The organism is Winogradskyella sp. ABM4_392 (genome assembly GCF_056160445.1).
The window spans coordinates 1,013,340-1,039,896 of sequence record NZ_JBSWXE010000001.1 but is presented as its reverse complement, the minus strand read 5'-3'; the positions used below and the strand labels follow the sequence as shown (position 1 = coordinate 1,039,896).

21 protein-coding genes and 1 tRNA gene are annotated in these 26,557 nt (G+C 34.4%); 6 read left to right on the top strand and 16 right to left on the bottom strand.

Translation table 11 applies throughout. From position 1 onward, the window contains the following. Positions 1-218 precede the first annotated feature (218 nt). The 10 genes from ACXAFS_RS04515 to ACXAFS_RS04470 form a co-directional block, all read right to left on the bottom strand. Positions 219-917, bottom strand: a complete 699-nt coding sequence (locus tag ACXAFS_RS04515; protein ID WP_475305575.1) for a WecB/TagA/CpsF family glycosyltransferase — start codon at positions 915-917, stop codon at positions 219-221. A gap of 2 nt (positions 918-919) precedes the next feature. After that, positions 920-2,107, bottom strand: a complete 1,188-nt coding sequence (locus ACXAFS_RS04510) for a delta-aminolevulinic acid dehydratase (RefSeq protein ID WP_475305574.1) — start codon at positions 2,105-2,107, stop codon at positions 920-922. Further along, the gene (locus tag ACXAFS_RS04505; RefSeq protein ID WP_475305573.1) at positions 2,100-4,238 is read right to left on the bottom strand and encodes a bi-domain-containing oxidoreductase; all 2,139 of its coding nucleotides are present in this window, start codon (positions 4,236-4,238) and stop codon (positions 2,100-2,102) included. The genes ACXAFS_RS04510 and ACXAFS_RS04505 overlap by 8 nt, the downstream gene beginning before the upstream one ends. 7 nt (positions 4,239-4,245) lie before the next feature. Further along, entirely contained in the window at positions 4,246-5,469 is a 1,224-nt protein-coding gene (locus ACXAFS_RS04500; protein ID WP_475305571.1) for an O-antigen ligase family protein, read from the bottom strand. After that, the gene (locus tag ACXAFS_RS04495; RefSeq protein ID WP_475305570.1) at positions 5,466-5,924 is read right to left on the bottom strand and encodes an acyltransferase; all 459 of its coding nucleotides are present in this window, start codon (positions 5,922-5,924) and stop codon (positions 5,466-5,468) included. Before ACXAFS_RS04495 ends, ACXAFS_RS04500 begins: the two co-directional genes overlap by 4 nt. After that, complete coding sequence (locus tag ACXAFS_RS04490; protein WP_475305569.1) at positions 5,921-7,087, bottom strand: glycosyltransferase family 4 protein; 1,167 nt, start codon at positions 7,085-7,087, stop codon at positions 5,921-5,923. Before ACXAFS_RS04490 ends, ACXAFS_RS04495 begins: the two co-directional genes overlap by 4 nt. Beyond that, positions 7,080-8,168, bottom strand: coding sequence for a glycosyltransferase (locus ACXAFS_RS04485; protein ID WP_475305567.1), 1,089 nt, complete (start codon positions 8,166-8,168; stop codon positions 7,080-7,082). The genes ACXAFS_RS04490 and ACXAFS_RS04485 overlap by 8 nt, the downstream gene beginning before the upstream one ends. Beyond that, entirely contained in the window at positions 8,165-9,364 is a 1,200-nt protein-coding gene (locus ACXAFS_RS04480; protein ID WP_475305566.1) for a glycosyltransferase family 4 protein, read from the bottom strand. The genes ACXAFS_RS04485 and ACXAFS_RS04480 overlap by 4 nt, the downstream gene beginning before the upstream one ends. A gap of 3 nt (positions 9,365-9,367) precedes the next feature. Beyond that, complete coding sequence (locus ACXAFS_RS04475; RefSeq protein WP_475305564.1) at positions 9,368-9,802, bottom strand: acyltransferase; 435 nt, start codon at positions 9,800-9,802, stop codon at positions 9,368-9,370. 131 nt (positions 9,803-9,933) lie between these two features. Continuing rightward, entirely contained in the window at positions 9,934-11,379 is a 1,446-nt protein-coding gene (locus tag ACXAFS_RS04470) for a lipopolysaccharide biosynthesis protein (RefSeq protein WP_475305563.1), read from the bottom strand. 220 nt (positions 11,380-11,599) lie between these two features. Between ACXAFS_RS04470 and ACXAFS_RS04465 the strand changes: the two genes are divergently transcribed. The 6 genes from ACXAFS_RS04465 (at position 11,600) to ACXAFS_RS04440 (ending at position 20,425) form a co-directional block, all read left to right on the top strand. Then, on the top strand, positions 11,600-14,719 hold the full coding sequence (locus ACXAFS_RS04465) for a T9SS type A sorting domain-containing protein (RefSeq protein WP_475305562.1): 3,120 nt from the start codon (positions 11,600-11,602) through the stop codon (positions 14,717-14,719). A gap of 188 nt (positions 14,720-14,907) precedes the next feature. Beyond that, entirely contained in the window at positions 14,908-17,160 is a 2,253-nt protein-coding gene (locus ACXAFS_RS04460; RefSeq protein ID WP_475305560.1) for a T9SS type A sorting domain-containing protein, read from the top strand. Between the two features lie 202 nt (positions 17,161-17,362). Next, on the top strand, positions 17,363-17,524 hold the full coding sequence (locus ACXAFS_RS04455; protein ID WP_171032473.1) for a hypothetical protein: 162 nt from the start codon (positions 17,363-17,365) through the stop codon (positions 17,522-17,524). 13 nt (positions 17,525-17,537) lie between these two features. Continuing rightward, positions 17,538-18,671, top strand: a complete 1,134-nt coding sequence (locus tag ACXAFS_RS04450; RefSeq protein ID WP_475305559.1) for a hypothetical protein — start codon at positions 17,538-17,540, stop codon at positions 18,669-18,671. 34 nt (positions 18,672-18,705) lie between these two features. Further along, a complete protein-coding gene (locus tag ACXAFS_RS04445) occupies positions 18,706-19,767 on the top strand; it encodes a nucleotidyltransferase family protein (protein WP_475305558.1) in 1,062 nt (353 codons plus the stop codon). Positions 19,768-19,855: 88 nt separating this feature from the next. Next, entirely contained in the window at positions 19,856-20,425 is a 570-nt protein-coding gene (locus ACXAFS_RS04440; RefSeq protein WP_475305556.1) for a hypothetical protein, read from the top strand. Positions 20,426-20,500: 75 nt separating this feature from the next. On the opposite strand, the gene ACXAFS_RS04435 is transcribed toward ACXAFS_RS04440, so the two are convergent. From ACXAFS_RS04435 to ftsA, 6 genes are all read right to left on the bottom strand, one after another. Continuing rightward, complete coding sequence (locus ACXAFS_RS04435; protein WP_475305555.1) at positions 20,501-21,448, bottom strand: UDP-glucuronic acid decarboxylase family protein; 948 nt, start codon at positions 21,446-21,448, stop codon at positions 20,501-20,503. A 51-nt stretch (positions 21,449-21,499) separates the two neighbouring features. Beyond that, positions 21,500-22,366, bottom strand: a complete 867-nt coding sequence (locus ACXAFS_RS04430) for a zinc-dependent peptidase (RefSeq protein ID WP_475305553.1) — start codon at positions 22,364-22,366, stop codon at positions 21,500-21,502. 211 nt (positions 22,367-22,577) lie between these two features. After that, positions 22,578-22,651: transfer RNA gene (locus ACXAFS_RS04425), tRNA-Arg, on the bottom strand. A 5-nt stretch (positions 22,652-22,656) separates the two neighbouring features. Continuing rightward, entirely contained in the window at positions 22,657-23,109 is a 453-nt protein-coding gene (locus ACXAFS_RS04420; protein WP_475305552.1) for a GatB/YqeY domain-containing protein, read from the bottom strand. Between the two features lie 147 nt (positions 23,110-23,256). Beyond that, complete coding sequence (ftsZ, locus tag ACXAFS_RS04415; protein WP_475305551.1) at positions 23,257-25,179, bottom strand: cell division protein FtsZ; 1,923 nt, start codon at positions 25,177-25,179, stop codon at positions 23,257-23,259. A 46-nt stretch (positions 25,180-25,225) separates the two neighbouring features. Next, positions 25,226-26,557, bottom strand: coding sequence for a cell division protein FtsA (gene ftsA, locus ACXAFS_RS04410; RefSeq protein WP_475305549.1), 1,332 nt, complete (start codon positions 26,555-26,557; stop codon positions 25,226-25,228).

Here is a 26,557-nt window from a genome sequence, read left to right as displayed (position 1 = left end):
GTTATATTACTGAAGGCACAAATTTATAGTTTTTTAATAATTTTCTTAATATGACCTGCGTTCTTTATGGCTAAACTTTTAGGGTTTGTAGGAAAAAACTACCGTTGACCCGAATTAACCCCGAAGGAGACCCGGAGGAGACCCGAAGGAGCACCGAATGAAGCATTGATTTGATACATCATGAATTATTGATATAAACTTAGGGTATTTTATAGTTTTTAATATTTCCCTAATATTAAATTTGCTAAAAAACGTACTAAGTGTATTTGACGTTTGATCCTTGAAGGCTGATTAATTAGTCTATAGGCCCATTCCAAATTGTTTTTTACCCACCATTTGGGAGCTCGCTTTACATTCCCTGTGTAGACATCGAAGCTTCCGCCCAAGCCTTGATATACAGCTTGATGCTGCTGTTGTATGCGCTCCATTAAAAGTTCTTGTTTTGGTGAGCCCATAGCGACAAATACAACATCGGGTTGGTGTTTTACAATGTCCTCAATGAGCTGATTTTCTTCAGTTTCGGTTCTAATGTAGCCGTTTCTGTAATTGCAAATGTCAATGCTTTTATATTCTTCTTTTAGCTTTGCAACAGTTGCATCTATAACCTCTTGCTTTCCGCCTACCAAATAAAATGACTTTGTTTTATGGTACTTTTCTACAATATCCAGCCAAAGTTCGCAGCCTGGAATTTTAACGACATCTTTATAGCCCTTTTTATGCAGTGCCCAAACGGCACCTATACCATCTGGATAGCCTAAATTTCGGTTAATGATCGCACGACTTTCATCGGTGGCATGTAGAATTTTCTCAGCATTTACGGCTACTAAAATTTTATGGTGCTCAAAAGCATACTCTATGAGTTGCGCTCTAGATTTTGGCGCATAGGTTATGACATTATTTAGGGCTTGAGACTTCATGACTATTTGTTTTTTTCTAAGTAATAGTGTGCCATTGCATTGAACATAAAGGCGTTGCTCCATCGCATATATGGAATCTTTGAACTTAATCCTTGTCTGTATTGGTAATAAAAATACCCTTTTTTGGACTGCATGTTTTCTATCGTCCAATTTAGTGTACGTTCTAACAATTCAACATGATCTTTGAATTGATTGAGCTTAGAAGCTGTTACTATGACTTGTGCCGGACAATGAATATCTATTGGATAAGTTTTGTTATGGTAGTATTTTGGCTTTCCATCTTCCTCAAAAAAGTGTTCTGTATAGTATGACCAACCTTTATCTATATATTTCTGAAATGATGTATCACCTGTATTTTGCTGATAGGTTTCTATAGCATCTAAATTAAAACCCGTATGAAAACTATCTTTCCAAGACTGTATTGACAACAACCCATAAATCCAAGAACCATCGTCTTCTTGCAAATCACTAGCAGCAATAACAGCTTTTTTGGCCATATCTAAATACTCTTGCTTTTTTTTGTATTTATAGGCATAGCTCAAAATTTTTGCACCTAATAACGATGCATTTATTACTGTATTGTTGCCATCTTTAACACTATATGAAAAGATGTGTCCTTTACCATGTTTTGTTCTGGATAAATCCTGTAACACAAATTCGGCCGAAGATGTTGCTACCTCTAGTACATTTGGGTCTTTTGTTATCTTATAACTTTCTATTAGTGCCTCAACACAAAACGCTGTTGCTACTACTGTTGGTGTATTTTTTTTGAATAGGAAGAGTCGTCTTGCCTGCCAATCGAAGTTATAGCCCCAACATGCGCCTGCATAGCCTTCTACTTTCATGTCTAAAAGTAGTTGGGTGATGTACTTTATCTTATCTAATAGTTCTTCTAAAGTTCCGAATTCGGTTTTACCTTGGCAAGCTGCTTCGTATAACCTACAATAGCCCAAAAGAAATAATGCTATACCTTTGGAGTTATGTTGCTTAGGCACCAATAATATGTTTCTAAGATTAATAGGATTACGCTTAAATCCTTGAATCCAAACCCAACGCGCCACATCCCAATGTTTTAAAGGCAATGCTTGAAACACCTTTGAATTTAAACCATCATAAGGATCCCAACCTTTGAAGTTTTCGGCTTCGCAGTAAGATTTCAGCTTCTTAAATGATTCTGCAAAATTAGACATCGACTTGTTCTCCACCACGCTTTATAGATTCTAAAACTTTAAATGATGCTTTTGTTACAGCTACAATTTCTTCAAAAGGAATTGGTGCCTGACCTTCTTTAAGTAACTCATCAACAAAGGCTTCTACCATTTCTTTTTGACCTTTGTTCTGATTAAGGAGCTTTTTCTTTTTTGGCTTCCCTTTTCCGTAAATCTTTAACTCCTTAAAATCGCTCAACGTTGCAGACATGCCAGCTGAAAACACCTCAACATATTCCTTAGCCATTGCTTTAGAACCATTAGCATAATAGCCAACAACTCCTGAGGATCCATTTTCAAATTGAATTAAAATGTTTAGCGTATCATTTAACTGATTGGCGTCTGGCAATGCGGATGCCGTTATCTTTGTAGGTAAACTTCCATTAAGATATGTCAAGTAGTCTATGAAATGGCAAGCCTCACCTAGAATTCTACCACCACCAATTTCAGCATCTTGTATCCATGTATCTTTAGGAATAGCACCTGCATTGATTCTGTAGATCATTGTCATTGGGTTATTCCCAACTGCTTTCTTTAACTTTTTTGTTAATGGAGAAAATCGTCTATTAAAGCCAACCATTACCGCTTTTTTATTGGCTTCTTGTGCTTCAATAATTTGTTCTAATTCTGACTCTAACAAGCACAACGGTTTTTCTACAAATACATTTTTATTGGCTTGTAAACCTTTTAAAACGTATGGTCCATGTGAATCGTGACGCGTCGCTACAAAGACTGTATTGGTTTTATCATCCAAAACATCTGTTTCTTCTGTAGCACAAAATTGAAACTTAAACTTTTCTGCCACACGTTTAGATGTTGTCCCTGTGTTAGTTAATACACCTACTCTCCCAACTTCTGAAGTTTCTGGAATATTTGGCAATAAATTTCCTTGCGCATAACTCCCAGCACCAATAAAAGATATATTGACCTTTCCGAGCTTAGTAGCATCAGATGTTGTAATTTTAGCTTTAGAAATGTCTTTAGACGTATCATATTTTAGAGCAATTCCTGTAAACGGTTCTGTTTTAGATACTACCAAATCAAAAGCATCCTTGGCATTATCGAACTCAAATTCGTGCGTGGTTAAATAACCTATATTAATACGCCCAGTAGCTATAAGACTTTGAAACGCCTCCATGTTTCGTTTTTCTGTCCAACGCACGTAAGGCAATGGGTAATCGATACCTTTTTCTTCATAGTTAAGATCATAACGACCTGGTCCATAAGAGCATGCCATTTTTAATTCTAACTCTTTACGGTACCAATACGGATCGCGATCAAAACCTGTAGGCACAGCACCCAAAACCACCACTTTGCCTTTTTTGCGCGCTATGGCACCAGCAAAATTAATTGGGTCTAAACTTGAAGTTGCTGCAGCTATGATTACCGCATCTGCACCGTGACCTTTTGTAGCATTTAAGATTTGCTCTTCTACTCCAGCTGCATTGCGAGTTAAACCTAAATCAACAACTTTATTTTCTACCGCCTGATTAACTGCAGCCTCAGACACATCTACACCAATTACCGTAACACCAGATGCTTTAAGAATTAATGCTGCTAGCTGACCCAATAGACCTAAGCCGATGACCACACAAGATTCTCCTAATCTTAAATCTGCCTGACGCACCCCTTGCATAGAAATAGCGCCTAGTGTATTGTAAGCTGCGTCTTTAAGGTTGGCATCGTTTTCTAATTTTACGCAAAGGTTTACCGGAACCGATACAATCTCTGCATGGTTAGCGTATCCTGCACCTGCACATGCTACTTTATCACCAATTTCGAACTCGGTAACTCCCTCTCCCACTTCTAGCACTTCACCTGCACAACTGTAGCCTAATGGAGAATAGGCATCTAATTTTTTCATCACTGCTCTGTAAGTTTGTACAGGGCCTTGTTTTTTTAAGGTATCTATAACTTGTTTTACTTGTTGCGGACGCTCTTTGGCCTTACCAATAAGACTTTTGCGAGCGGCTACCACAGTTGAGCCCTCTGTACCTGCACTGATAATGGAATAATGGTTTTTTACAATGACCATGCCCTTGCCTAATTGCGGATAGGGTACGTCTTGTATAATCATATCTCCTGAGCCTAGTTTTTGTGTGAGTTGTTGCATTAAGCTATTATCTTTTTATAAAAAAATGTGGTTTGATTAATAAAAGTCCAAATATACCCCATACTAATATATTATAATAATAATATACACCTGGTACTAATCCTATACTGTCTATACTATACATTGCCATCAACATTAAACCAAAAATCAAAACATTACGTCTCATTTTTGATAAATGGTAAAATATTCGAAAGTTAAAAAATAATAAAAAAATTAGGCCCAAAATACCATTCATTAGCAATACTCTTAGCCATTCATTGTGTGCTGGTCGATTTAAACCATCACCAACCCATTGAAAAAAACTGTTTTGCTCATTGATCCAGAACCTCCAGAAATCCTGCCATATATATCCTCTACCTGCAAGCGTATAACGAGCATCTTTAACTTCACCTGATTGGTACCCTACTTCTTTACTAAAAAGTTGCCCTACATTGCTGCTGATAGCATCACCAAACACTAAAAACAATACCATAATTGCTAGTAATACAGAAAATATATACTTAAACCTAGAATTTGAAAACAATAACAAGAGTATAAACCAAACACCCAAAATAGCAACTGCTGCCTTACTAAATACTAAATAAATAGATATAAAAGCACCGATTGTTATTGCTACCATGAAAATTTTGAATTGTATTCTTTTAACTTTAAAGTTATTGAGATAAATGAATACCGCAAAAAGTGTCATTAAACCATAAAATCGTACTGGAAATGCATCGTGATAAAAACCAACATACCTAGTCAATCCAACAGTCGCACGATCATTAAAAATAACACCTGTTTGAAGCTGGTAAAGACTGACTAACATTGGAAACACACCACAAATCATTAATGCGATTAAAGTTTTTCTCAGACTTGTCTTGTTTTCTATTACTAAAGGTATAATAAAGAAGCCTAAATATATATTAATGTTTAATACCAGTATTTCTATTGCTAAAAAGGGCTCACTTATTAAACTCCAAAATAAACCAAAAGATAGGGCTAACAAATATAAATTGGCAGTTCTAACCCAGTAAAGAGGAAGTCGCTTCTTATATTTATAAACTTTATAAAATAAAATTGGAATCAATATCCCTTGTATAGACAACATTGAAAGTGGTCCAAATTTGATATCCCAAAAAGAATCCATTATTGATTTTGTACTAACCAACACCAAAAAAGCAGCAAAAACACCTTTTCTTAATCTAACACCCAATAGTGTTAGAAGAATAAATACAGGAACACCTATCATTCTAAAGAATTGTGTTTTTTTGGCAACGCCTTGTAAGGAGGCTCTAATTGCTTTATAACTTTAGCTGGATTACCTGCAGCTATAGCCCCTTCTGGAATATCTTTATTTACTACCGAACCAGCGCCAATAATGGCATGGTCACCAATTGTTACATTACGCATCACAACAGAGTTGACACCGATAAACACATGATTTCCTATTGTGACATAACCTGTGCCATTATCTTCATTGTCAATAACGTGTGCCGCACCATCGTGAGACAAAATATAGCAACCATGTGTTATTAAACAATGCTCTCCTATGGTAATTTGCCCACGTCTTACATCTATTTTCGCACCCAAACTTATCATGGTATTCTTACCGATTTTAGCACCAGATGCCCTTAGAAACGACATTTGAAAAAACCGTAAAACGTTCCCTAAGTAATGTACTAACTTTCGAATAATGGTTTTCATGATGCTATAGTTTTAAGTATAATTTCTTTAAAATCGTTAGCAATTTTTTGAATCGAGAAGTTTGAAACAACATACGACCTGTTAGTTTCTCCAATTTTTAATCTAGTTTCTTTATCACTCAAAATCTTTTTCAGCACTGAGGTTAATTGTTGTAATTCGCCAGGCATAAACGAAAAGCCGTTAACTCCATCTTTAAAAACCTCTCTATGCGCACCTACAGGTGTAAAAACAGCTGGCTTCCCCATTGCCATTGCTTCCAACAAAGACCTTGAAAAACCTTCTGAATATGAGGCTGTTAAAAAAACAGTTGTAGTTGCCAAATGCGCCATTTTATCTTTACCACTAATGATTCCTAAATTTACGTAGTTATCTTTAAACTTTGACTTAAGAATCTTTTCTTCTGCCATAAACGGATCTTCGTAGCTTATCTTCTCACCGGTGAACTGGTTATAAAAGACTCCGCGCTCACCTTTTCTAATATTACCTGCAAAGTAAAATTTTGTATTTGGGAGTGTTTCGCAAATGTCAGGAATTATTTTTAGAATATCCGTATATCCTTTAGCCTTGGTCATATGGCCCATTATTAAAATCTTTCCTTCTTCTATTTCTGATTTATGGTTGTTAGAATATTCGTTTACATCCATAGCTTGATAAAGTACAGCCACTCTATCATCCATTATATAAGGTTTAAACTGATCTTTAAGATATTTTGCCTGTACAATAGCACAATCTACTCTTTTAAGACTAAAGCCAACTATGTTTTTTACAACCTTGTTAAATGTTTGTAAGTTTAGCTTAAAGTGACTACCTCTAAGATGAATAATTACTTTTGCACCAAATACTTTACTTAATAAGATAGTCCAACTGTCTCTACCAATCCAACCGATTTGTGTTGGTGTAATTGGGTAATACACACAAGTAAATCTATTAAATACTAACAATCTCAAAAGTTTAGAAAAATAGATAAAAAAATTAGTTAGCATAGAGAAATCTAGCTTTCCTTTTTTGGTATTGTCTTTTCTAAAGTTTGTTTTTAAAAACTTTATATCAAAAGCGTCATTTAGGACTTCAGACTCTGAAAATTGTTGCATACTGAGTTCTGGGCCCGAATAAGGAGGTGGAGTTGGTCCAATAAATAATATTTTTGGCTTTTTATTACGCATTAGCAAGACTCTGTTTTATTTGTTGCACCCATTTATCGACTGACAATTGCTTTCCCTTTTTCATGGCATTATAACTAAATTGTTCTAGCTTGTTATTGTTATTTAACAAGTTTGCTATAACCTTAATGTTTTCTTTAAAATCACCCTGTAGTAAATAACCGTTTTCGTTGTGATTTAAATAACTTATTTCTGGCCCATGTTTGTCGGCAGCTAATGTAATATAAGGTCTTCCGTAAGCAAAGGCATGATTAATAGATAATCCTGATAGTCCTGGCACAAACACAATGGAAGCTCTCGCCATCACTGGTGCTATTTTTGCCTCGTCCACTAACGTGCCATGCCATTTTATATCCTTATCTGCGTCTATGGTAGTTTTAACATGTATTAGCTCGGGTCCATCACCAATTATCTCGAGTTTGAGATTAGGAAGTTTTACCTTCAATGCCTTGTAATAGGAAATAAGGTCTTTGATACGTTTAGATGCTATTAAGCGTCCTATAAACACAATAGTAGGTTGTTTATGTGGCAATTGAAACGAATAATACTTCTCTATTTCTGTATTATCTATTGTATTGTTAGCCCAAAACGCCTTATGTTGGGATATAATCTTTTGATTAACAGCTACTTTACACGCATTTTCAGTGTAAAATATAACCCTATCTAGTTTTTTGTAAAATAAATTAGATAACGTACTATCTAATAATGCTAATAATCCATTTTTAGATTTAAACTGTGCATGGTTATATGAAAAAAGGCGGACTTGTGGATTGTGCTTTCTTAATTTTTCAGCAAATAATAATAAGGAAATATTCTTCTTTTCAGCAGGTATTAATATCCAATCAAAATTCCTAAACATGGATTTTAATTTTTGCTTAACTTCTTTTGATTTTCCAAAATCATTTTTGGACACGTTAACTTTTTCATGTTTAAAATCCCAAGTTTCATCAAGTTCTTTGTCGCCCATATTTTCCCTACCTGTTCCTGAAACAATTGTAAGATCTATTTCTGAATCTTGCGCTAAATGATTTAAGAAACGTGCCTTGTAATGATTAAAATTAGGTGCCAACCAGAGAATTTTCATTTTTTTACAAATGACTTATATAATTTAACTAAAGATTTATAAAGAAATGGACTGAATGCATAAACGAAACTTAGTTTCATTTTATCTGAATCACTTTTCTTAGCTATATTTAATAGATTTTTTTCTAGTTTTTGGTGTGATGTTGAGTAAAAAATATTTAATAATTCTTTAGCGTTAATATCCCAATTAAGATTCTTGATGGCATACTCTCTGGTCATCTCTGAAAGTTTTGACAAATTCTCTTTGTTCTCTATATAATACTTAATTTTTCTGATCAAGTCATCAACATCAACATAACACATCGGCCAAAAATAATTATCCTCTCTTGTTCTAAATTCTTTAATTGAAATTGTTTTACAAGTTTGCTCATCAATAAACTCATTCATGGGTCCATTATCTGGAACTATTGTTGGTAGCCCACAAGACAATGCTTCGGCAATAGAAAGACCAATTCCTTCTAGTCTTGAAGGATATACATATACATTTCCAAGATGATATAAGCCTGGCGCCTCGACTGTTTTATCTATTAATTCTAATTTTCCCCTGCTTAGCAAATCATTAATTATATGTTTTTGTTCAGGCAATGATTGTTCTAAGTTTATTTGTGAATGCAGAATAAGTTTAAAATCATCATCTATTCTACTCGCTGCTTCCAATAAGAAATCCGTTCCTTTCCGAAATGGTGACCAACCAACAGAATGAAAAAACACAACTTGATCATAATCTTTCTCTTTTGGAGCGTAAAGATCGACATCTGTACCCCAAGGAATATAAACAGCATTACCTAGTTTATCAAAAACAGAAAAATGCCGTTTAGTATTACAAATAAGTTTATCATATATTTTAAAAAGCGGTATTGATGTCTTGGTATAATAATCTATATACGCCAGACATTTAATATTCATTTTTTTTGTGAGTATAATGGGTTGCCACCAGAACTGCTCATTAAATAAAACATGGGTTAAATTATTATCAATTAACCATTTTTTAAATTGTGAGACATTTAAGGCGGATTTAATAATCAAATTGTGATCTTTATCAACTTCAACAGGAAATAGGTTATTAAAACTATGATCATACCCTCCTCTAGCATAAATAAAAACCTCTACCCCTTCGTCCTTTAATTTTTTAGCATATTGCAAAGAGACATATGCAGCTCCTCTCTCAAACCATGTTGTGACTATACCTACCCTCAAAACTTAAATTCTTTCACCTATTTTTTTTGCTGGTGAACCAGCATATATATTATACTCTTCAGTTTTTGTTTTTTCTAATACTATACTATTAGCCGCGATAATGCAACCTTTTTTCACATTAGCTCCTTTTAAAATTTTTACTCCTGCTCCAATCCAAACATCAGAAGCTATTTCTATTGGGCTTTTAACAAGACTTTGCCTGTTGATTTTCTTATTCTTTTCATATTTATGATCGCCATCTCTAATACTAACATACTCAGCTATTAGGACATCATCACCAATTTCTACTCTATCTAAAGCACTAATTACTATATCCTGGGTAAGATTTACGTTGTTACCAATAATTAATTGACCATTATCCCTAATATCTAACGATATCCTATATCCAAAATTAACATTATTACCAACTGTAATATTTTTTTTAGGTATTGTTCTCAATACAGGAAATGTTTTACACTTTATACCCATACCAACCTTACATCCACAACTTAAAAGGTATAGTCTAAAAAGCTCTCCTTTTATCCTAAACCTAAGTTTCCTTAATCTCGTTCTCGTTTTAAATAAAAAACTCAAAATCTTTGTTTTATTTTTTTTTTGATATGTTTTATTTGGGGTAATTTTAAGATGTGCCCTAATGCATATAAAATAGACACATAAGAGATTGACGATACTATCATTTGACCTACATTATTAAAAGTCATCAGACTTAAATAATTGAATATATAAAATATAATTGCAAACACTAACAAATTAACAGTAACTACTCCTCCTATAGCCTTAACAACATCTAAAATACTTAAGTTAATAAGATTTCTAGTTATAAAGCTCAAAACAATAAATACTATAATATTTTCTAAGATTATCATTGCTGCAGTAAACAACACTCCATGTTCCCAAACGAGAAAAATTAAAAATGCACTTAATAAAATTTTAAGCAGATAAATTCTTGTTGATATTTTTGGTTTGCCTAACACATTAAATATATTTAATAAGGTATTATTAATTGGAATAAAAATTCCTGCAACCGCCAAAATTATTAAAAACTCTACGGCACCTATCCATTTTTCTGTCAAAAAGAATACAATAATTTGTTTAGCATTAACAATCAGCAGAAACATTATTGGTACAATTATAAAAGACAACCATGACAATATTTGTGTTGTATTTTCTTTTAAAGCTTTTTTATTGTCCTTATTAGCAGTTAATACAGGAAATAAAACCTTAACAATAATAGAATTTGTTGTATTTTCTGGTAGTTGCTCAAACTGGCGGGCTCTTGTATACAGCCCTAATAAAGAAGAGTTATAAACCTTACCAATGGTAGTTATATATAGATTATTATATATAACCGTTAATATATTTGCGAACAAAAAATACAAGCTATTCCCAAATACACTTTTTACAAATGGTTGAGAAAATGTAAATCTAGGAACCCATTTGGTATAAAACCAAAATAAAACTACCTGCACTGCACTTATTGTTAAAGTTTGAATAACTAATGACCAAACACCGTAACCGTTTAATGCTAAAATAATACCTGTACAGCCACCAATGAGAGTAGACAAAAGAATAATTTTAGCCTGTCCCTTAAAATCGAGATCTACAGTTAATCTAATTTTATGAACGCTGCTAAATGCATTGATAACTAATGACAATGCTATTAATCTAAGTACATTTTTCAATAATGGTATTTCATAAAAATCAGCTACAAAAGATGCAGAAAAAAAAATGAGAACAAAAATAACAGTTGCAGACAATAATTTTGACCAAAACACCGTAGCATATTCTTTTTCGGTATTTTCTCTTCTTTGAATTAAAACCATCATAAAACCACCATCTGCAATAATTTCTGAAAAAGCAATAACTATCGTTGTAAGTGCGATTATACCATAATCTGAAGGCATTAGTAACCTTGCCAGAATTATACCCAAACCAAACCGTATAACTTGGTTTCCTAACCTCTCAGTTAAGTTCCATAAGACTCCTTTTACAGTTTTAGATTGAATATTTTTCAATAAAAATAGGCTTAAGCTACAAATCTAAAACAATTCTCTTAGCATCATAAAAAAAGCATGGTATAAATTATTTTAGCGCATTTCAGTTTAATATTAACGCTTTGTTAATATCTAAAAACAAAAAGCATCTATAGTTTTGTTATATTTGCTATCCCTTTCTACTAAACCAATCCTTAATTACGACGTATTGTTATTGTTAAACAATTTATTTAAAAAAAACATGAAACATTTTTACACATTTTTAGTTGCCATTTTATTTACGAGCTTTGGGTTTGGGCAAACATTATCCGCAGGTGATTTAGCCATAATTGGAGTTGGGGTTGACGACGAAGAAATCCTAGTGGTTGCCCTGGAAGATATTCCGGCTGGAGAATCTGTTTTCTTTACTGACGATGAGTGGAACGGCACAAATTTTAATACTGGTGAAGGTTTTTATGAATGGATGACACCATCAATAACTGCTGGTACTGTTATTACTATTACAACTACCGGAACTACTGCAGGTGGAACAGTTAGCCAACAAGCTGGTAGTTTCGCATTAGGAAACAGTGGTGATGGAGTGTTTTTGTATCAGACATCTACTAATACATACAACTCAGGAACATATACTTTACTTGGCTTTGCTGGTGAAGACGCTGGTGATGCTGGAACATTAGCAGGCTCTGGATTAACGTTAGGCACTACAGCTATTTATTTCGGTGGAGATAATGGTATCTACACTGGAATTAGAGCAGGTCAAGATAAAGCTACTTATTTATCATTAATTTATAACCTTTCGAACTGGACTACATCTGGCACTGCACAGACATTTGACACAACTGCATTTACTTTTTCTGGTGGTTCACCAATCACTTCTGTAGAATTTGCTTCGGCTTCAGCATCTGTATCTGAAGGTGTAGGAACAACCGATTTAACTTTTTCGATTACAAATCCTGACGGCACCAATGCTACCTCTTTTGATGTAGAATTAACTACAGGTGACAATACAGATATTAACGGCTACACAACACAGACTGTAACCTTTGCTGCCGGGTCTTCAACCGATGAAACTTTAACTATAACAGTTACTGATGATACTATTTTTGAAGGTGATGAAACCTTAACGTTTACTATTACAGGTGTTACTGGTGGAAATACGGCTACTGTAGGTACGCAATCTACATTTGATTTAACAATACAGGAAAATGATCCAAATCCAGCAGTGGCTTTTTGGCACGAGCCTTTCAACAATAACAATCTCTACACAGTAACTGCTGGTGGTGAGGGCAATGATGGAACCGCAGATTATTTTCAGATTACTGATGGCTCAAACATCAACGAATCCTACACAAATATAGACGGAACTTTCCACGCATCTCAAGACATAGATGATGGAGGATGGACAAATAGTGCTACTCCAAGTCAGCTAACATGGACAGGGATTGATGTCAGTGAATTTACTACATTGTCCTTTAAAGGATCTTTTGCTTCTAATGGTGGTGGTATTGATGACTCAGACTTTGTCTTGATTGAGTATCAAGTTGATAGTGGTGGCTGGGTGAATTTATTAGCTTTTGAAAATACCGGAGGTTTTAATAACAATTTTTTTGAGGATACTGATTTTGATGGTACAGGAGATGGACTACAACTTTCAGGTACATTTCAAGAGTTTGAAAAATCAATTCCTGTTGGTTCTATTTTAGACTTAAGAATCACAGTTTCCGTAAATTCTGGTGGTGAAGATTTAGCTTTTGACAACTTTAAAGTTGAGGGCATCTACAATGGTTATGTATATTCTGACGGTTCATGGTATCCTGCGAATCCTGATGGAACTACTGGTGCATCAGACGCCATTGTAGCAGACGGTGTTGCTGTTTTAAACTCTGATGTTAGTCTAAATGATGTTGTTGTTTATCCTGGAGCTGGTCTAGATGTTGAATCTGGAAACACTTTAACTGTAAACAGTTTAACTTTAGAATCTACATCTACAACCTATTCTAGTTTTATCCTAGATGGTGCTATCACAGGAACTGTAACTTATAATCGTTTTGTAAATTCTAACGATGCTGTAAATGGTAACGATTTGATTAGTGCACCATTAAGCGGACAACCATTCAATACATTTATTGGAAACAATACAAACATTTTAGCCAACTCAAGTGGTACGAACGTACTTTTTGGTGGCTTTGATAATGACGATGCTGTAAATCCTTTTGAACTTTGGGATGAAACTGACACCACACCTTTAACTGCTGGTGTGGGTTATCGTAGTGGTATTGACCCTGTTGCTGGTTCAAATTTAGTATCTTTTGAAGGTACTGTAAACAACAGCTTAGTTGAGGTTGCTATAAACCAAGGTTCTGCAAGCATTCTTAACCTGGTTGGTAATCCGTTCCCTTCTTACTTGGATGCACAAGCTTTTTTAACTCAAAATGCTGCGCTGTTAGACCCAAGTGCTGTGGTCATCTATGGTTACAACGATAGCACTAATGGTACATCTGCTGATGATTATACCATTATTAGTGCTATAGAAAACAATACACTAAACATTGCACCTGGACAAGGCTTCTTTGTAGCTTCTAATTTGGCTGGTGGTAACCTTCAGTTTACAACCAACACACCAGATATGCGTATTGTATCTACCGATGATGACTTTATTGCTGGTAGAACGGCAATAACAAACGTTAACATCAATTTAAGTAACGCTACGGACAACTTTATTACTAAAGTGTATTTTACAGCAGCTAGCGGCTTAGGATTAGATCCTGGGTATGATGCCAGCTTACTTGGTGGTGTTGCGCCAGCGTTTTCTCTGTTTTCTCACTTAGTAGAAGAGAATATGGATGTACCGTTTGCAACACAAGCTATCGGCAAAACAGATTATAACGATACCACTATTGCATTAGGTGTTAATGCCAACATGGGTGAGCAACTAACTTTTAGCATTGCAGAAAACACATTGCCTACATCTATTGAAGTATATTTAGATGATACTTTAACCAGTACATCAACTTTATTAAATACTTCTGATTATGTATTGACCCCTTCTGAGGATTTAAATGGTACTGGTCGTTTTTACTTAAGGTTTTCTAATAGTGCACTATCTACGGCAAATGCTATTTTTGATGGTATTTCAATCTATACCAACCAAAACAACAAAACCATTAATATTGCCGGACAATTGACCGAAGGTACTTCAGCTAATGTTTATGATACACAAGGACGTTTAGTTACTGCTAAAGCCTTAGAATCTAATACAACGCTACAAACTATCGATGCAAGCAATCTGCATACAGGAATATATATTGTAAAGCTCGTTAATGGAGATGCTACAAAAACTGAAAAAATTATCTTGAAATAAATAAGATAAGACCTTTTAATATCAAGAAACGCACTCATTTATGAGTGCGTTTTTTGTTATAACGGGAAATGTTTATTTTTTCCAGAAGTGACATGTTAGCAACACAAGCCTCTTTATTTTAAAAAATCTACAAAAAAAGCTATATTTGATTCTATCAAATTATCATAATATCAAACCCATATAAGCTTATGAGACAGTTTTACTTATTTCTTACTCTATGTATATCATTTACTTTTATTAGTAATGGTCAAACACTAGGAGTAGATACTTTTACACTTGGAAATGACAACTCAGATAACTACAGCGGTAGTTGGGGCACAACAAATCAAGGGTCTGGTTTTAGTGATTGGACATTTGACCAAGCCACACCAAGTGGTGGATTTGCTGGTCGATTTATTGGCTCGTTTTCATCTGCATTAGATGTTAATGGAAATTCTTTTGGTATGTTTGCCAACAGTGGAAATGGTGCTGTTTCTGGCGCAACACTATCAATGCCTAAGACTATGGAAGAAGGTGATTCTTTTACAGTTTCTGTTGGGGTGAATTTTAGAGATGGTAACAAAGGATTTGATTTGAGAGATGGCTCAAACAATACTATTATAAATTTTAATGTTGGTAGTGATCAGTATAATATCACAGGAACATCTGGTTTATTTGGAAATGCTTATGACGCTAATACGGTCATAACATTCACATTTACTCAAAATGCTAACACCGTTTCTTGGACAGCAGATAGAACAGGAGGATTAACCGGTTCTGAAAGTGGCACTGTAAATAGCATTAATGCAGGTACTATCACTAATCTTAGATTTTATAACGTTAGTGCAGGAACGAATGGTGATGGTGGTAGTGGACAAAGAAACCTTTACATAAACTCACTAAACTTTGAAAGCACATATACCATTGCTGAAAATTCTACAGTAAATGTTACCACAAGTGAAACCGCACCTTACTTAACTGTAGAAAGCGGAAGTACAGTCAACGTTGAAAAAACAGGTAATTTAGAAGTTTTAGGAAACCTTAACAATAGTGGCAGTTTAATTTTAAACTCTGATTCTGACGAGTATTCTAGCCTTATAGTTAATGGTACAGCTACAGGTGATGTCGTTTACAACCGCCATGTTAACAATAACGGCCCTGTTAATGGTAATGATTTGATTAGTGCTCCTGTTTCAGGACAACCATTCAATACATTTATCGGTAACAATACAAACATTTTAGCAAATCCTAGTGGTACGAACGTACTTTTTGGTGGCTTTGATAATGATAATGCCACGGATCCTTTTGAGCTTTGGGATGAAACTGACACAACACCTTTAACTGCTGGTGTGGGTTATCGTAGTGGTATTGACCCTGTTGCTGGTTCAAATTTAGTATCTTTTGAAGGTACTGTAAACAACAGCTTAGTTGAGGTTGCTATAAACCAAGGTTCGGCAAGCATTCTTAACCTGGTTGGTAATCCGTTCCCTTCTTACTTGGATGCTCAAGCTTTTTTAACCCAAAATGCTGCGCTATTAGATCCAAGCGCTGTGGTCATCTATGGTTACAACGACAGTACAAATGGTAGTTCTGCAGTCGATTATACCATTATTAGTGCTATTGAAAACAATACACTTAATATTGCACCAGGACAAGGCTTCTTTGTAGCTTCTAATGTCGCTGGTGGTAACCTTCAGTTTACAACCGATACACCAGATATGCGTATTGTATCTACCGATGATGACTTTATTGCTGGTAGAACTGCCGCTTCTGCAATTACTAATGTAAACATCAATTTAAGTAACGCTTCGGACAACTTTATCACTAAGGTATATTTTACAGCGGCTAGCACCTTAGGATTAGATCCTGGTTATGATGCTAGCTTACTTGGTGGTGTTGCGCCAGCGTTTTCTCTGTTTTCTCACTTAGTAGAAGAGAATATGGATGTACCGTTTGCAACGCAAGCCATCGGTAAAACAGATTATAACAATACAACTATTGCTTTAGGTGTTAATGCCAACATGGGCGAACAATTAACCTTTAGTATTGCTGAAAATACATTACCTACATCTATTGAAGTGTATTTAGACGATGCTTTGACCAGCACATCTACTTTATTGAATACTTCGGATTATGTATTGACCCCTTCTGAGGATTTAAATGGCACAGGACGTTTTTACTTGAGATTCTCTAATAGTGCACTATCTACGGCAAATGCTATTTTTGATGGTATTTCAATCTATACCAACCAAAACAACAAAACCATTAATATTGCCGGACAATTGACCGAAGGTACTTCTGCTAATGTTTATGATATACAAGGACGTTTAGTTACTGTTAAAGCCTTAGAATCTAATACAACGCTACAGACTATCAATGCCAGCAGCTTACACACTGGAATATATATTGTGAAGCTCGTTAATGGAGATGCCACAAAGACTGAAAAAATTATCTTGAAATAGTAAAACCAGCCTAATACTATTTACTTAAGTATTAGACATTTGTAAGGTTTTTTAACTTTATTTTTTATATTCGTTAAATCATTGGTTAGAAAACCTTACACTTTAATATGTCATGTGAAACAAATTTTAGTATAAACGTTTTTATTTTTTCCCTTGTTAAATAAATTATTTTATTATTTTTGAACCAAATCTAGGCTTGGCCATGAAAAAAGACAACAATACAGACAAAATCACACGTAAAGACGCCATCAAAAAAATGGGAAAGTACGCAGCATTAACAGCTGTAGGTACTTTTGTGATTTTAAATCCACTTAAAGCGCAATCGTCTTCTCCACCTGATCCAGGAGGAAATCCATTTGATTAATTTACAATAAAGTTTGAAGCAGAACTTGGCACCAACATATCAACGTTTGTTTGGTTCTTATTGGTTGCTTTGGTACGAAAAATCTAACGTTTACAGTGTTGTAGATGATGATTTTAGAAATCTCCTACACGATTATTTAGAATGTTCATCAATTGATACATTTAAATCAAAACTAACAACTGTTGATTCAAGTACAGATGCTAATCTAGTTGTTAAAAACTTAATTTCTTATTTAGAGCAATGCAATACTAAAGTTGATGATATTGGCGAATTAGACACTTCATTCAATGCATCTAAACGTCAAATCTTCAAAAATTATAGCTTTAACGGTAAAGTCTTTCAAGTCAACTTTGATTCGGATTTAGTTAAGAAAACCATTCATCCCAGTATAGCTCATTTGGAGACCAATGATTTTTTAATACCAGATATCATCTATGATGTTTACATTGAAAATGATCAGCTATGTTTGTTTAAAAATGAAGCATTGGTGCGTACAGTACCAAAACGCGACTATCATCTTATACAAGGCAAATTTGCAATGGAGCTTCTTTCTTATATTCACAATAAAGAAGAATCGGATTGGTTAGGCACGTTCCATGGGTCTACAATTTCAGATGGTGAACATTCTATTTTATTTATTGGAGTGTCTGGTAAAGGTAAAAGCACATTATGCGCATTGCTAACTGCTAAGGGTTTTGAATTAGTAGCTGATGATGTCTCCCCTATGCTCGCTTCAGATTCTCATATTTACTATAATCCTTCAGCAATATCTTTAAAAGAAGGAGCTTTTGATTTATTGCGTCCTTTGGTTAGTAACTTTGATGACTTACCAAATACGCTTTTTAATAAAAGTAAAGGTATCATTAAATACTTACCTTGCAAAAATCCGGTTAAAGACCGTTATCCATGTAGCGCAATCATAATGGTAAACTATATTAAAGATAGTGAAACGTCTCTTGAATCGATATCGATTAAAGAAGCCTTAGAGACTCTGATTCCTGAATCATGGTTATCACCAAAGCCTTTACATGCAAAACAATTTTTAGATTGGCTATCTCAAACACCTACTTACAAATTAACCTATAGCAATACAGGAAGTGTTATAAATGAAATTACGAATTACTTTAAGCAAATTAACAACCATTAATATTAGTTATATTTAATACCAATTAATTCCATTAATGGGTAATCTTGCCATTACATACCAACATATAGCAGATATTCTAAGCTTTAAGTCTTCTAATGAGACGTTAGAAGAGACACTTAGCAATAAAGCATTTGATTGGGATGACATTGTAATTGAAGGTAGTAAACACCTAGTGTTACCTGCTATCTACTGTCGTTTAAAGGCGAAACAACTCACACATCTTTTGCCTGAAGAATTAGAGACTTACCTTAAAGAAATTACAGTACTTAACGAGCAGAGAAACAATCAAATAGCATTGCAAGTTAATACACTATCTGAGTTGTTGAATTCTCATAAAATAGAACACGTCTTCTTAAAAGGTGCAGCACTTATCTCTGGCGGCTATTATGATGCTATTGCAGAGCGTATGCTTGGAGATATTGATATTTTAGTAGCTAATGATCAGCTTGATTTGGCTTTTAAGGTATTGCAAAACAATAGTTACTATCCAATTGAACAGACGCTTGGTAACGATTTCTTTGAGCACAAACACTTGCCAAGACTTAAGACCGATAATTATATTTGCGCTGTAGAATTGCATAGAAAATTGTTTATATCTTACAAGAACAAGGCATTGAACAGTTCTAATATCCTGTTATCTAAGCAGTTTAATAATACTATTGCGACACCTTCTTTAAAGCACTTATTGCTTCACAACATTCTCAATTATCAAATAAATGACCAAGGTAGCTTATACAATAGCATAAGCTTTAGGTCAGCGTATGATAGTCTAGTGATGTTGCAACAAAAAGATTGTTCATTCATGGACAGCAATAGTAAGGTTATTAAAAATTACTTCAATTTATTGGGTATCTTTTTTATAGACATCCCTGAAAAATACAGATGTGAAAATTTTACAACAAAATTTTATAACTATAAATTAAAGCATCTCGACTTTTACAAATTTTGGAATAAGCTTATAAAGGTTGTTCATTTTTTATGGGTGATCATTGGTAGAGTTCCTTACTTTATAAACAATAAAGCCTATAGAACCGCATTATTAAAAGACCGAAAACGTATTTTCACACATATAAGGTCTGTTTTAAAAAACTCTTAATTATATTTACATTTAACTATAATAACTTAATATCTTATTTGTTTTATAAGCCATAAAGTTTAACTTTGATTTTTAAAATAAATTTTTCATGAGAAAATTACTTTTACTAACAGCTCTTGTGACGTTATCGTTCAATTCTTACAGCCAATCTGATTCTGCTGAATGGTTTGGTAGTGTAGGTCTTAATGCTGTTAACAGTGCTGGAACACGATCACCTGTAAATGGAATGACAGACTGGGCCATTAACCTACCTATTTCACTTGGTGTAGAAGTTGGTTGGACGTCTGGTTTATCAATTGAACAAGCCTTTACTTTAAACTCATTTGCTGAAGGAGACAAGATTGATGGTGCAATATTACAAGAAGACTACACTTATTTTTCTTTTGACACTCACGCTAAGTATTATTTCGGAAAGCATATTTTCCCATCGGCTGAGTGGATTGATTTTTACGGAAATGCTGGAGTAGGATTTTTTAATATCGACGAAACTAATATATCACTAAACTTAGGTGGTGGTGTTTTATTTTGGTTAAATAGAAGACAAACATTTGGGATACGAGCTCAAGTTATTGGGAAATTTGCATTAGACCATTCAGAAAGTGGATTAGATAATAATCATTACCAAACCCATATACAAGCTGTATTCGCACTATGGTAGTCATTGAAAACATAAAAAAAATAGAAAAGTCTCTAAATTAGAGACTTTTTTTATACACTAATAATATGTTAGAAACTAGCTTTCGTGGGTCAATAAATCATCAAAGTAATTGATTGTACTTTTTAATCCCTCTCTTAAATTAATTTTTGGTTCCCATCCTCCTAATTCTTTTTTCGCTAAACTTATATCTGGCTGACGTTGCATAGGATCATCCTCTGGTAGTGGCAGATATGAAATTTTAGATTTGGAACCTGTTAGGTCAATTATTTCATCTGCTAATTGAAGCATGGTAAATTCCTTTGGGTTACCAATATTTACAGGACCTATAAATCCATCGCGAGTATTCATCATCCTAACAGTACCATCAATTAAATCATCAACATATTGAAAACTTCTGGTTTGTGTACCATCCCCAAAAATCGTAATATCTTCACCCTTTAAGGCTTGCACTATAAAATTAGACACCACTCTTCCATCTTGTGGATGCATCCTTGGACCATAAGTATTGAAAATACGTATAATCTTAATCTTTACCTTATTCTCCTTATGATAGTCCATAAATAAGGTCTCAGCACATCGCTTACCTTCATCATAACAAGAACGTGATCCTATAGGATTAACATTTCCCCAGTAACTTTCTGGCTGAGGATGTACTGTAGGGTCTCCATACACTTCACTTGTTGACGCCTGTAATATTTTTGCTTTAACTCGTTTTGCTAATCCTAACATGTTTATAGCACCCATTACAGAGGTTTTAGTCGTTTTTATAGGGTTGTATTGATAGTGTACAGGAGATGCCGGACAAGCAAAATTGTATATTTCATCAATTTCAGCCATGAAAGGATTAGTGATATCATGCCTCACCAATTCAAAATAATGATGATCCATAAGATGCTCTATATTCTGTTTGGAACCAGTAAAATAGTTATCTAGGCATATAACTTCATTTCCTTCATTCAGGAGACGCTCACAGAGGTGTGAACCTACAAATCCTGCTCCGCCTGTTACTAATATTCTTTTCATATATAGTTTATAGTTGCTTTTACTTCAAAAATAATGCTTATTTCTTAGTCTTTAGTATCCTGCAAAATTAAAGTTTAACATTTGTTTCATGTAATCATAAAGTTCTGGAAATTTACCTTTAAACTCATTTGGTGTTTCTATAAAGTTTTCTAACAGTACAGCAAAAAACTCAAACTGATTGGTATAGGCATACGCCCTAAAGTATTTTGAGGTTATTAAATTATCTCTAACCATTTTATGGTCTTGAAGATAACTAGCCAGTTTATTGAAGCCACCTCTAAAAATCTCACTACTTATGTCAGTTTTTCCAAATGCATTTAAATGAATTGCATGCCCAAACTCATGGATTCCTAAATTTAAATTGTCATCACCTATGTGATACCCTTTTTTAAAATCTTCCCAAGAAAATACTATTGACTTTAATTGCGGATTTGTTTCACCTTTATGGTAAGTTTCATTTAAGTTAGAATAATATGCTGTTGGGTAGATTATTACTTTATCTATCAATTCGATAATGTAATTTCTGAAACCAAAGGTTAACATTACTGCTGTGGCAGAGATTAAGGTCTTCATTTCTTCATCTACTACTAAGCCTTCTCTACCTATAAATTCTTTTTTATTAATAAACGTTGCTAAACGATGTCTAAAGATGTCTTGCTCTTTTTTATTAAGTCTATTATAAAAATCAAATTCATTACTTAAAACTGATTGCTGCTGATTTGTTAGCTCTTTTTTAAATATAATAGTATTTAAAAATAAAGGCTTATTATACTTATCTACATATATAGATTCAACAACTCTATAAAGTCTTAACAACAACATTGCTGCTAATACAACGAAAAATATAACCACTAAGATTAACCTGAAGGTAGGATTAATTTCAGGATTTTGAGCTTCTTGGAGGTAGATTAAGATCATTGTCTAAATATAGAAATAAAACACTTAAACTAGCCCTAACATGTATTAAAACAAAAAAATGCTCAAGCAAGCTTGGCTATAAATTAACTTCTCTAACAAATCGTTTCGCAAAGGATTGCTGGCGCATCCCTTGCGCTCCGCTTTGAACATACTTCAAACAAAAAAATGCTCAAGCAAGCTTGGCATTTTTTCTTATTGAAGTATGTATTCGTGACCACGGTAGGATTCAAACCTACGACCGCTGGAGCCGAAATCCAGTGCTCTATTCAGCTGAGCTACGTGGCCAATTTTTAGTTAGACAACTTAGCCTTTACAATTGTAGAAATTGTCTTTCCGTCTGCTTGACCTGCCAGCTCTTTACTCACAATACCCATAACCTTACCCATATCTTTCATACCTTCAGCACCAATACTGTCTATGGTCATTACAACAACTTTCTCAATTTCTTCTTCGCTTAAAGCTTCTGGTAAAAATTGGCTTATTACTTCAGCTTGGTCTAATTCTGGTTGCGCCAAATCATCTCGTCCTTGCTCTTGAAAAATGGCTGCACTGTCTTTACGTTGCTTTACCATTTTAGAAAGAATCTTTATCTCTTGCTCTTCTGATAACTCATCACTACCATTAGATGCAGTTTTAGCCAATAATATCTCAGATTTTACAGCTCTTAATGCTGCTAATGCTGTTTGATTTTTTTCTTTCATGGCTGTCTTCATAGCAGACATAACGTTATCTTGTAAACTCATAATTACCTTAATCTTTTAGAAGTGCGAAGATACTAAAAAAGTTAGGTTTCTTCTTGATTCAGAACCTTTGAAAACAAAAAGCCCAAAAAGTTTGAGGGTACTTTTTGGGCTTGACATTGGTGTGATAACACTAAACTGAATTTGCTATTAATCTACGTTATCGTGTAAGAATGAATTATTACTTCTTAACTGAATGTCATCATTATCATCTGTACCAACAGACAGTCTAGACGCATTGGTCTCAGAAGAGTGCTGCGCATCTTCTAAATTAACACCTTGTCTTTTGTAAGCAGGCTCTTTTTCTATTTCATCAATCTTAGCCGTATTGAACTTATAGTTAAATTCTTTCATGTGCTTTCTGCGTTCGTCTGCACGTGCTTTAATTAAATCTGAAATCGGACTGTTCATTGGGTCAATTTCATCCTCTGAAATGACTTCTGTTTCTTCAACAGGAAGTACTTTCTTTTCAAAAACAATCTCCTCTTTAACCTCTTTCTCTACCTTTGTATTTATTGAAGACTCATAAGTTTCAACATCATCTAGCGCGTAACGCTTTTCTCCTTCTTCATTAACTTCTGTTACCGATATAATTTCTACAGGCTCATTAACATTGATGTCTTTTACGTCTTCATCTAAACTAAAAAACATCATCTCCTCACCAGACTCTGGCTCTTCAATTGTTTCTGGTTCATTATTAGATAAAGGCAAATCAAAAGTTAATGTAATCTGCTCTTCTTGTTCTTCAATAATAGGCTCGACTTTATTTTCAATTGGTGTAATAATGAATTCCTCTGGCTCTACATTTAATTCGGCCTTAGTATCTAATACTTCATCATATACCACATCCATATTTCTCAATAAATCTGTAGTAGCAATTAGATCCATATTATGCTCTATTGAAGTCTCTGTATCATCCTCATCTAAAAGTGTATGACGCACTATTGGATCTTCTTTCTTTTCTTCAAGAACGATATCTGGTGTAATAATGGCAGGCTCTTTTTCTTGAGTACTTACTTCTTCAATAACCTCTTCTTCTAAAGCATGAATAACTTTTTTAGTTTCGGTATTAGAAATTTCGTTTTGCTGATCGATATCAAACCCTGTTGCAATAATTGTTACTGCGATAGATTCTTCTAAAGAGTCATCTTCACCAACACCCATAATAATGTTAGCACCATGACCTGCTTCATTCTGAATATGGTCGTTAATCTCACCTATTTCATCAATAGTGATTTCCTGAGAACCTGAAACGATAAGCAACAATACGTTTTTAGCTCCAGTAATTTTATTATCATTAAGTAATGGCGAATCTAAAGCTTTCATAATAGCTTCTTGCGCTCTGGCCTGACCAGAAGCTGTAGCCGATCCCATAATGGCTGTTCCGCTATTACTCAATACTGTTTTAGCATCACGTAAATCGATGTTTTGTGTATAGTGATGTGTTATAACTTCTGCTATACCTCTTGATGCTGTTGATAAGACTTCATCTGCTTTAGAGAAACCTGCTTTAAAGCCAAGATTACCATAAACTTCGCGTAGCTTGTTGTTATTAATAACAATAAGTGAATCTACATGCTCTCTAAGGTTTTCAATACCACGTTGTGCTTGCTCATTACGCATTTTACCTTCAAATTGAAATGGCATAGTAACGATACCAACAGTAAGAATATCTAATTCCTTAGCCATTTTTGCGATGATTGGCGCTGCACCAGTACCTGTACCTCCACCCATTCCAGCAGTGATAAATACCATTTTGGTATTGGTATCTAGCATTCTTCGGATGTCTTCTAAACTTTCTACTGCTGCTTGCTCACCTACGTCTGGATTAGCACCAGCACCCAATCCTTCGGTTAAGTTAACTCCTAGTTGTATTTTATTTGGAACACCACTACTTTGAAGCGCTTGTGCATCTGTATTACAGATTACAAAATCTACACCTTTAATACCTTGTTGAAACATGTGATTAATGGCATTGCTACCACCTCCACCAACACCAATAACTTTGATAACGTTAGATTGGTGTTTTGGTAAATCAAATGAGATGTTTCCAAATTCGTTGCTATTACTCATATTTTTTGAGATTATGGGATTTTATATATCTTGATTAATTAATTATCTATTCTGCGTTGTCTAAAAACTCTTTAACACGCTCTGTTAACTTATCTAAAAATGAACGACGCTCTTTCTTAGGTTCTTCTGTTACGATGTCTTGTTGCGTTTCAGAAATTGTTCCTTCCGCTTCAGCCTCAACAACCTCCTCTACAACTTGTTCAGCTTTTTTACGATCTTGTCGCTTAAGACCATCCATTACTAAACCAACTGCTGTAGCAAATAAAGGACTAGCTATATCTTCATCACTGTCACCAGCTAAATGCTCATTAGGATATCCTATTCTGGTATCCATTCCTGTGATGTACTCTACTAATTGTTTTAAATGTTTTAATTGGCTTCCGCCTCCTGTCAAAACAATTCCTGCAATTAGTTTTTTCTTTTGCTCTTCGTGTCCGTAGTTTTTAATTTCTACATAAACCTGCTCTATGATTTCTACCACTCTGGCATGTATGATCTTCGACAAGTTTTTTAAGGTAATTTCTTTTGGTTCTCTTCCTCGTAACCCTGGAATAGAAACAATTTCGTTATCCTTATTTTCGCCTGGCCAAGCTGAGCCAAACTTTATCTTTAATAATTCAGCTTGCTTTTCAATAATTGAGCAACCTTCTTTAATGTCTTCTGTTATAACATTTCCACCAAATGGAATTACTGCTGTATGGCGAATAATACCATCTTTGAATACGGCTAAATCGGTTGTACCACCGCCTATATCAATCAATGCCACTCCTGCCTCTTTTTCTTCCTGACTCAATACTGCATTTGCGGATGCTAAGGGCTCTAACGTGATTCCTTCCAAATCTAATCCTGCACTTTTAACACAGCGACCAATATTTCTAATCGATGACACCTGACCAACTACTACATGAAAATTAGCCTCTAGCCTTCCTCCATACATACCAATTGGTTCTTTGATTTCTGCCTGACCATCAACCTTAAACTCTTGCGGTAACACGTGGATAATCTCTTCACCTGGAAGCATTACCAGTTTATGAACTTGGTTTATTAAACGATCAATATCTGTTTCATCAATAACCAATTCAGAATTTGGTCTGGTGATGTAATCACTATGCTGCAAACTACGAATGTGCTGACCTGCGATACCAACCGTTACATCTTCAATTTTTTCTGATGCTGCAGCTTCAGCTTCTTGTACTGCTTGCTGAATAGATTGTATCGTCTGTGTAATATTGTTTACAACACCACGATGCACTCCCAAACTTTTGGATTTACCTACACCAAGTATCTCAACTTTACCATACTCATTTTTGCGACCAATCATGGCCACAATTTTTGTGGTTCCTATATCTAAACCTACCGAAATTTGATGCTTGTCCAT

What these genes read in the sequence shown, in the direction of transcription:
- ACXAFS_RS04440 (WP_475305556.1), top strand. Translation starts at nt 19,856, where the DNA reads ATGAGAAAATTACTTTTACTAACAGCTCTTGTGACGTTATCGTTCAAT.
- ACXAFS_RS04435 (WP_475305555.1), bottom strand. Translation starts at nt 21,448, where the DNA reads ATGAAAAGAATATTAGTAACAGGCGGAGCAGGATTTGTAGGTTCACAC.
- ACXAFS_RS04515 (WP_475305575.1), bottom strand. Translation starts at nt 917, where the DNA reads ATGAAGTCTCAAGCCCTAAATAATGTCATAACCTATGCGCCAAAATCT.
- ACXAFS_RS04510 (WP_475305574.1), bottom strand. Translation starts at nt 2,107, where the DNA reads ATGTCTAATTTTGCAGAATCATTTAAGAAGCTGAAATCTTACTGCGAA.
- ACXAFS_RS04500 (WP_475305571.1), bottom strand. Translation starts at nt 5,469, where the DNA reads ATGATAGGTGTTCCTGTATTTATTCTTCTAACACTATTGGGTGTTAGA.
- ACXAFS_RS04460 (WP_475305560.1), top strand. Translation starts at nt 14,908, where the DNA reads ATGAGACAGTTTTACTTATTTCTTACTCTATGTATATCATTTACTTTT.
- ACXAFS_RS04430 (WP_475305553.1), bottom strand. Translation starts at nt 22,366, where the DNA reads ATGATCTTAATCTACCTCCAAGAAGCTCAAAATCCTGAAATTAATCCT.
- ACXAFS_RS04495 (WP_475305570.1), bottom strand. Translation starts at nt 5,924, where the DNA reads ATGAAAACCATTATTCGAAAGTTAGTACATTACTTAGGGAACGTTTTA.
- ACXAFS_RS04465 (WP_475305562.1), top strand. Translation starts at nt 11,600, where the DNA reads ATGAAACATTTTTACACATTTTTAGTTGCCATTTTATTTACGAGCTTT.
- ACXAFS_RS04485 (WP_475305567.1), bottom strand. Translation starts at nt 8,168, where the DNA reads ATGAAAATTCTCTGGTTGGCACCTAATTTTAATCATTACAAGGCACGT.
- ACXAFS_RS04455 (WP_171032473.1), top strand. Translation starts at nt 17,363, where the DNA reads ATGAAAAAAGACAACAATACAGACAAAATCACACGTAAAGACGCCATC.
- ACXAFS_RS04420 (WP_475305552.1), bottom strand. Translation starts at nt 23,109, where the DNA reads ATGAGTTTACAAGATAACGTTATGTCTGCTATGAAGACAGCCATGAAA.
- ACXAFS_RS04505 (WP_475305573.1), bottom strand. Translation starts at nt 4,238, where the DNA reads ATGCAACAACTCACACAAAAACTAGGCTCAGGAGATATGATTATACAA.
- ftsZ (WP_475305551.1), bottom strand. Translation starts at nt 25,179, where the DNA reads ATGAGTAATAGCAACGAATTTGGAAACATCTCATTTGATTTACCAAAA.
- ACXAFS_RS04490 (WP_475305569.1), bottom strand. Translation starts at nt 7,087, where the DNA reads ATGCGTAATAAAAAGCCAAAAATATTATTTATTGGACCAACTCCACCT.
- ACXAFS_RS04445 (WP_475305558.1), top strand. Translation starts at nt 18,706, where the DNA reads ATGGGTAATCTTGCCATTACATACCAACATATAGCAGATATTCTAAGC.
- ftsA (WP_475305549.1), bottom strand. Translation starts at nt 26,557, where the DNA reads ATGGACAAGCATCAAATTTCGGTAGGTTTAGATATAGGAACCACAAAA.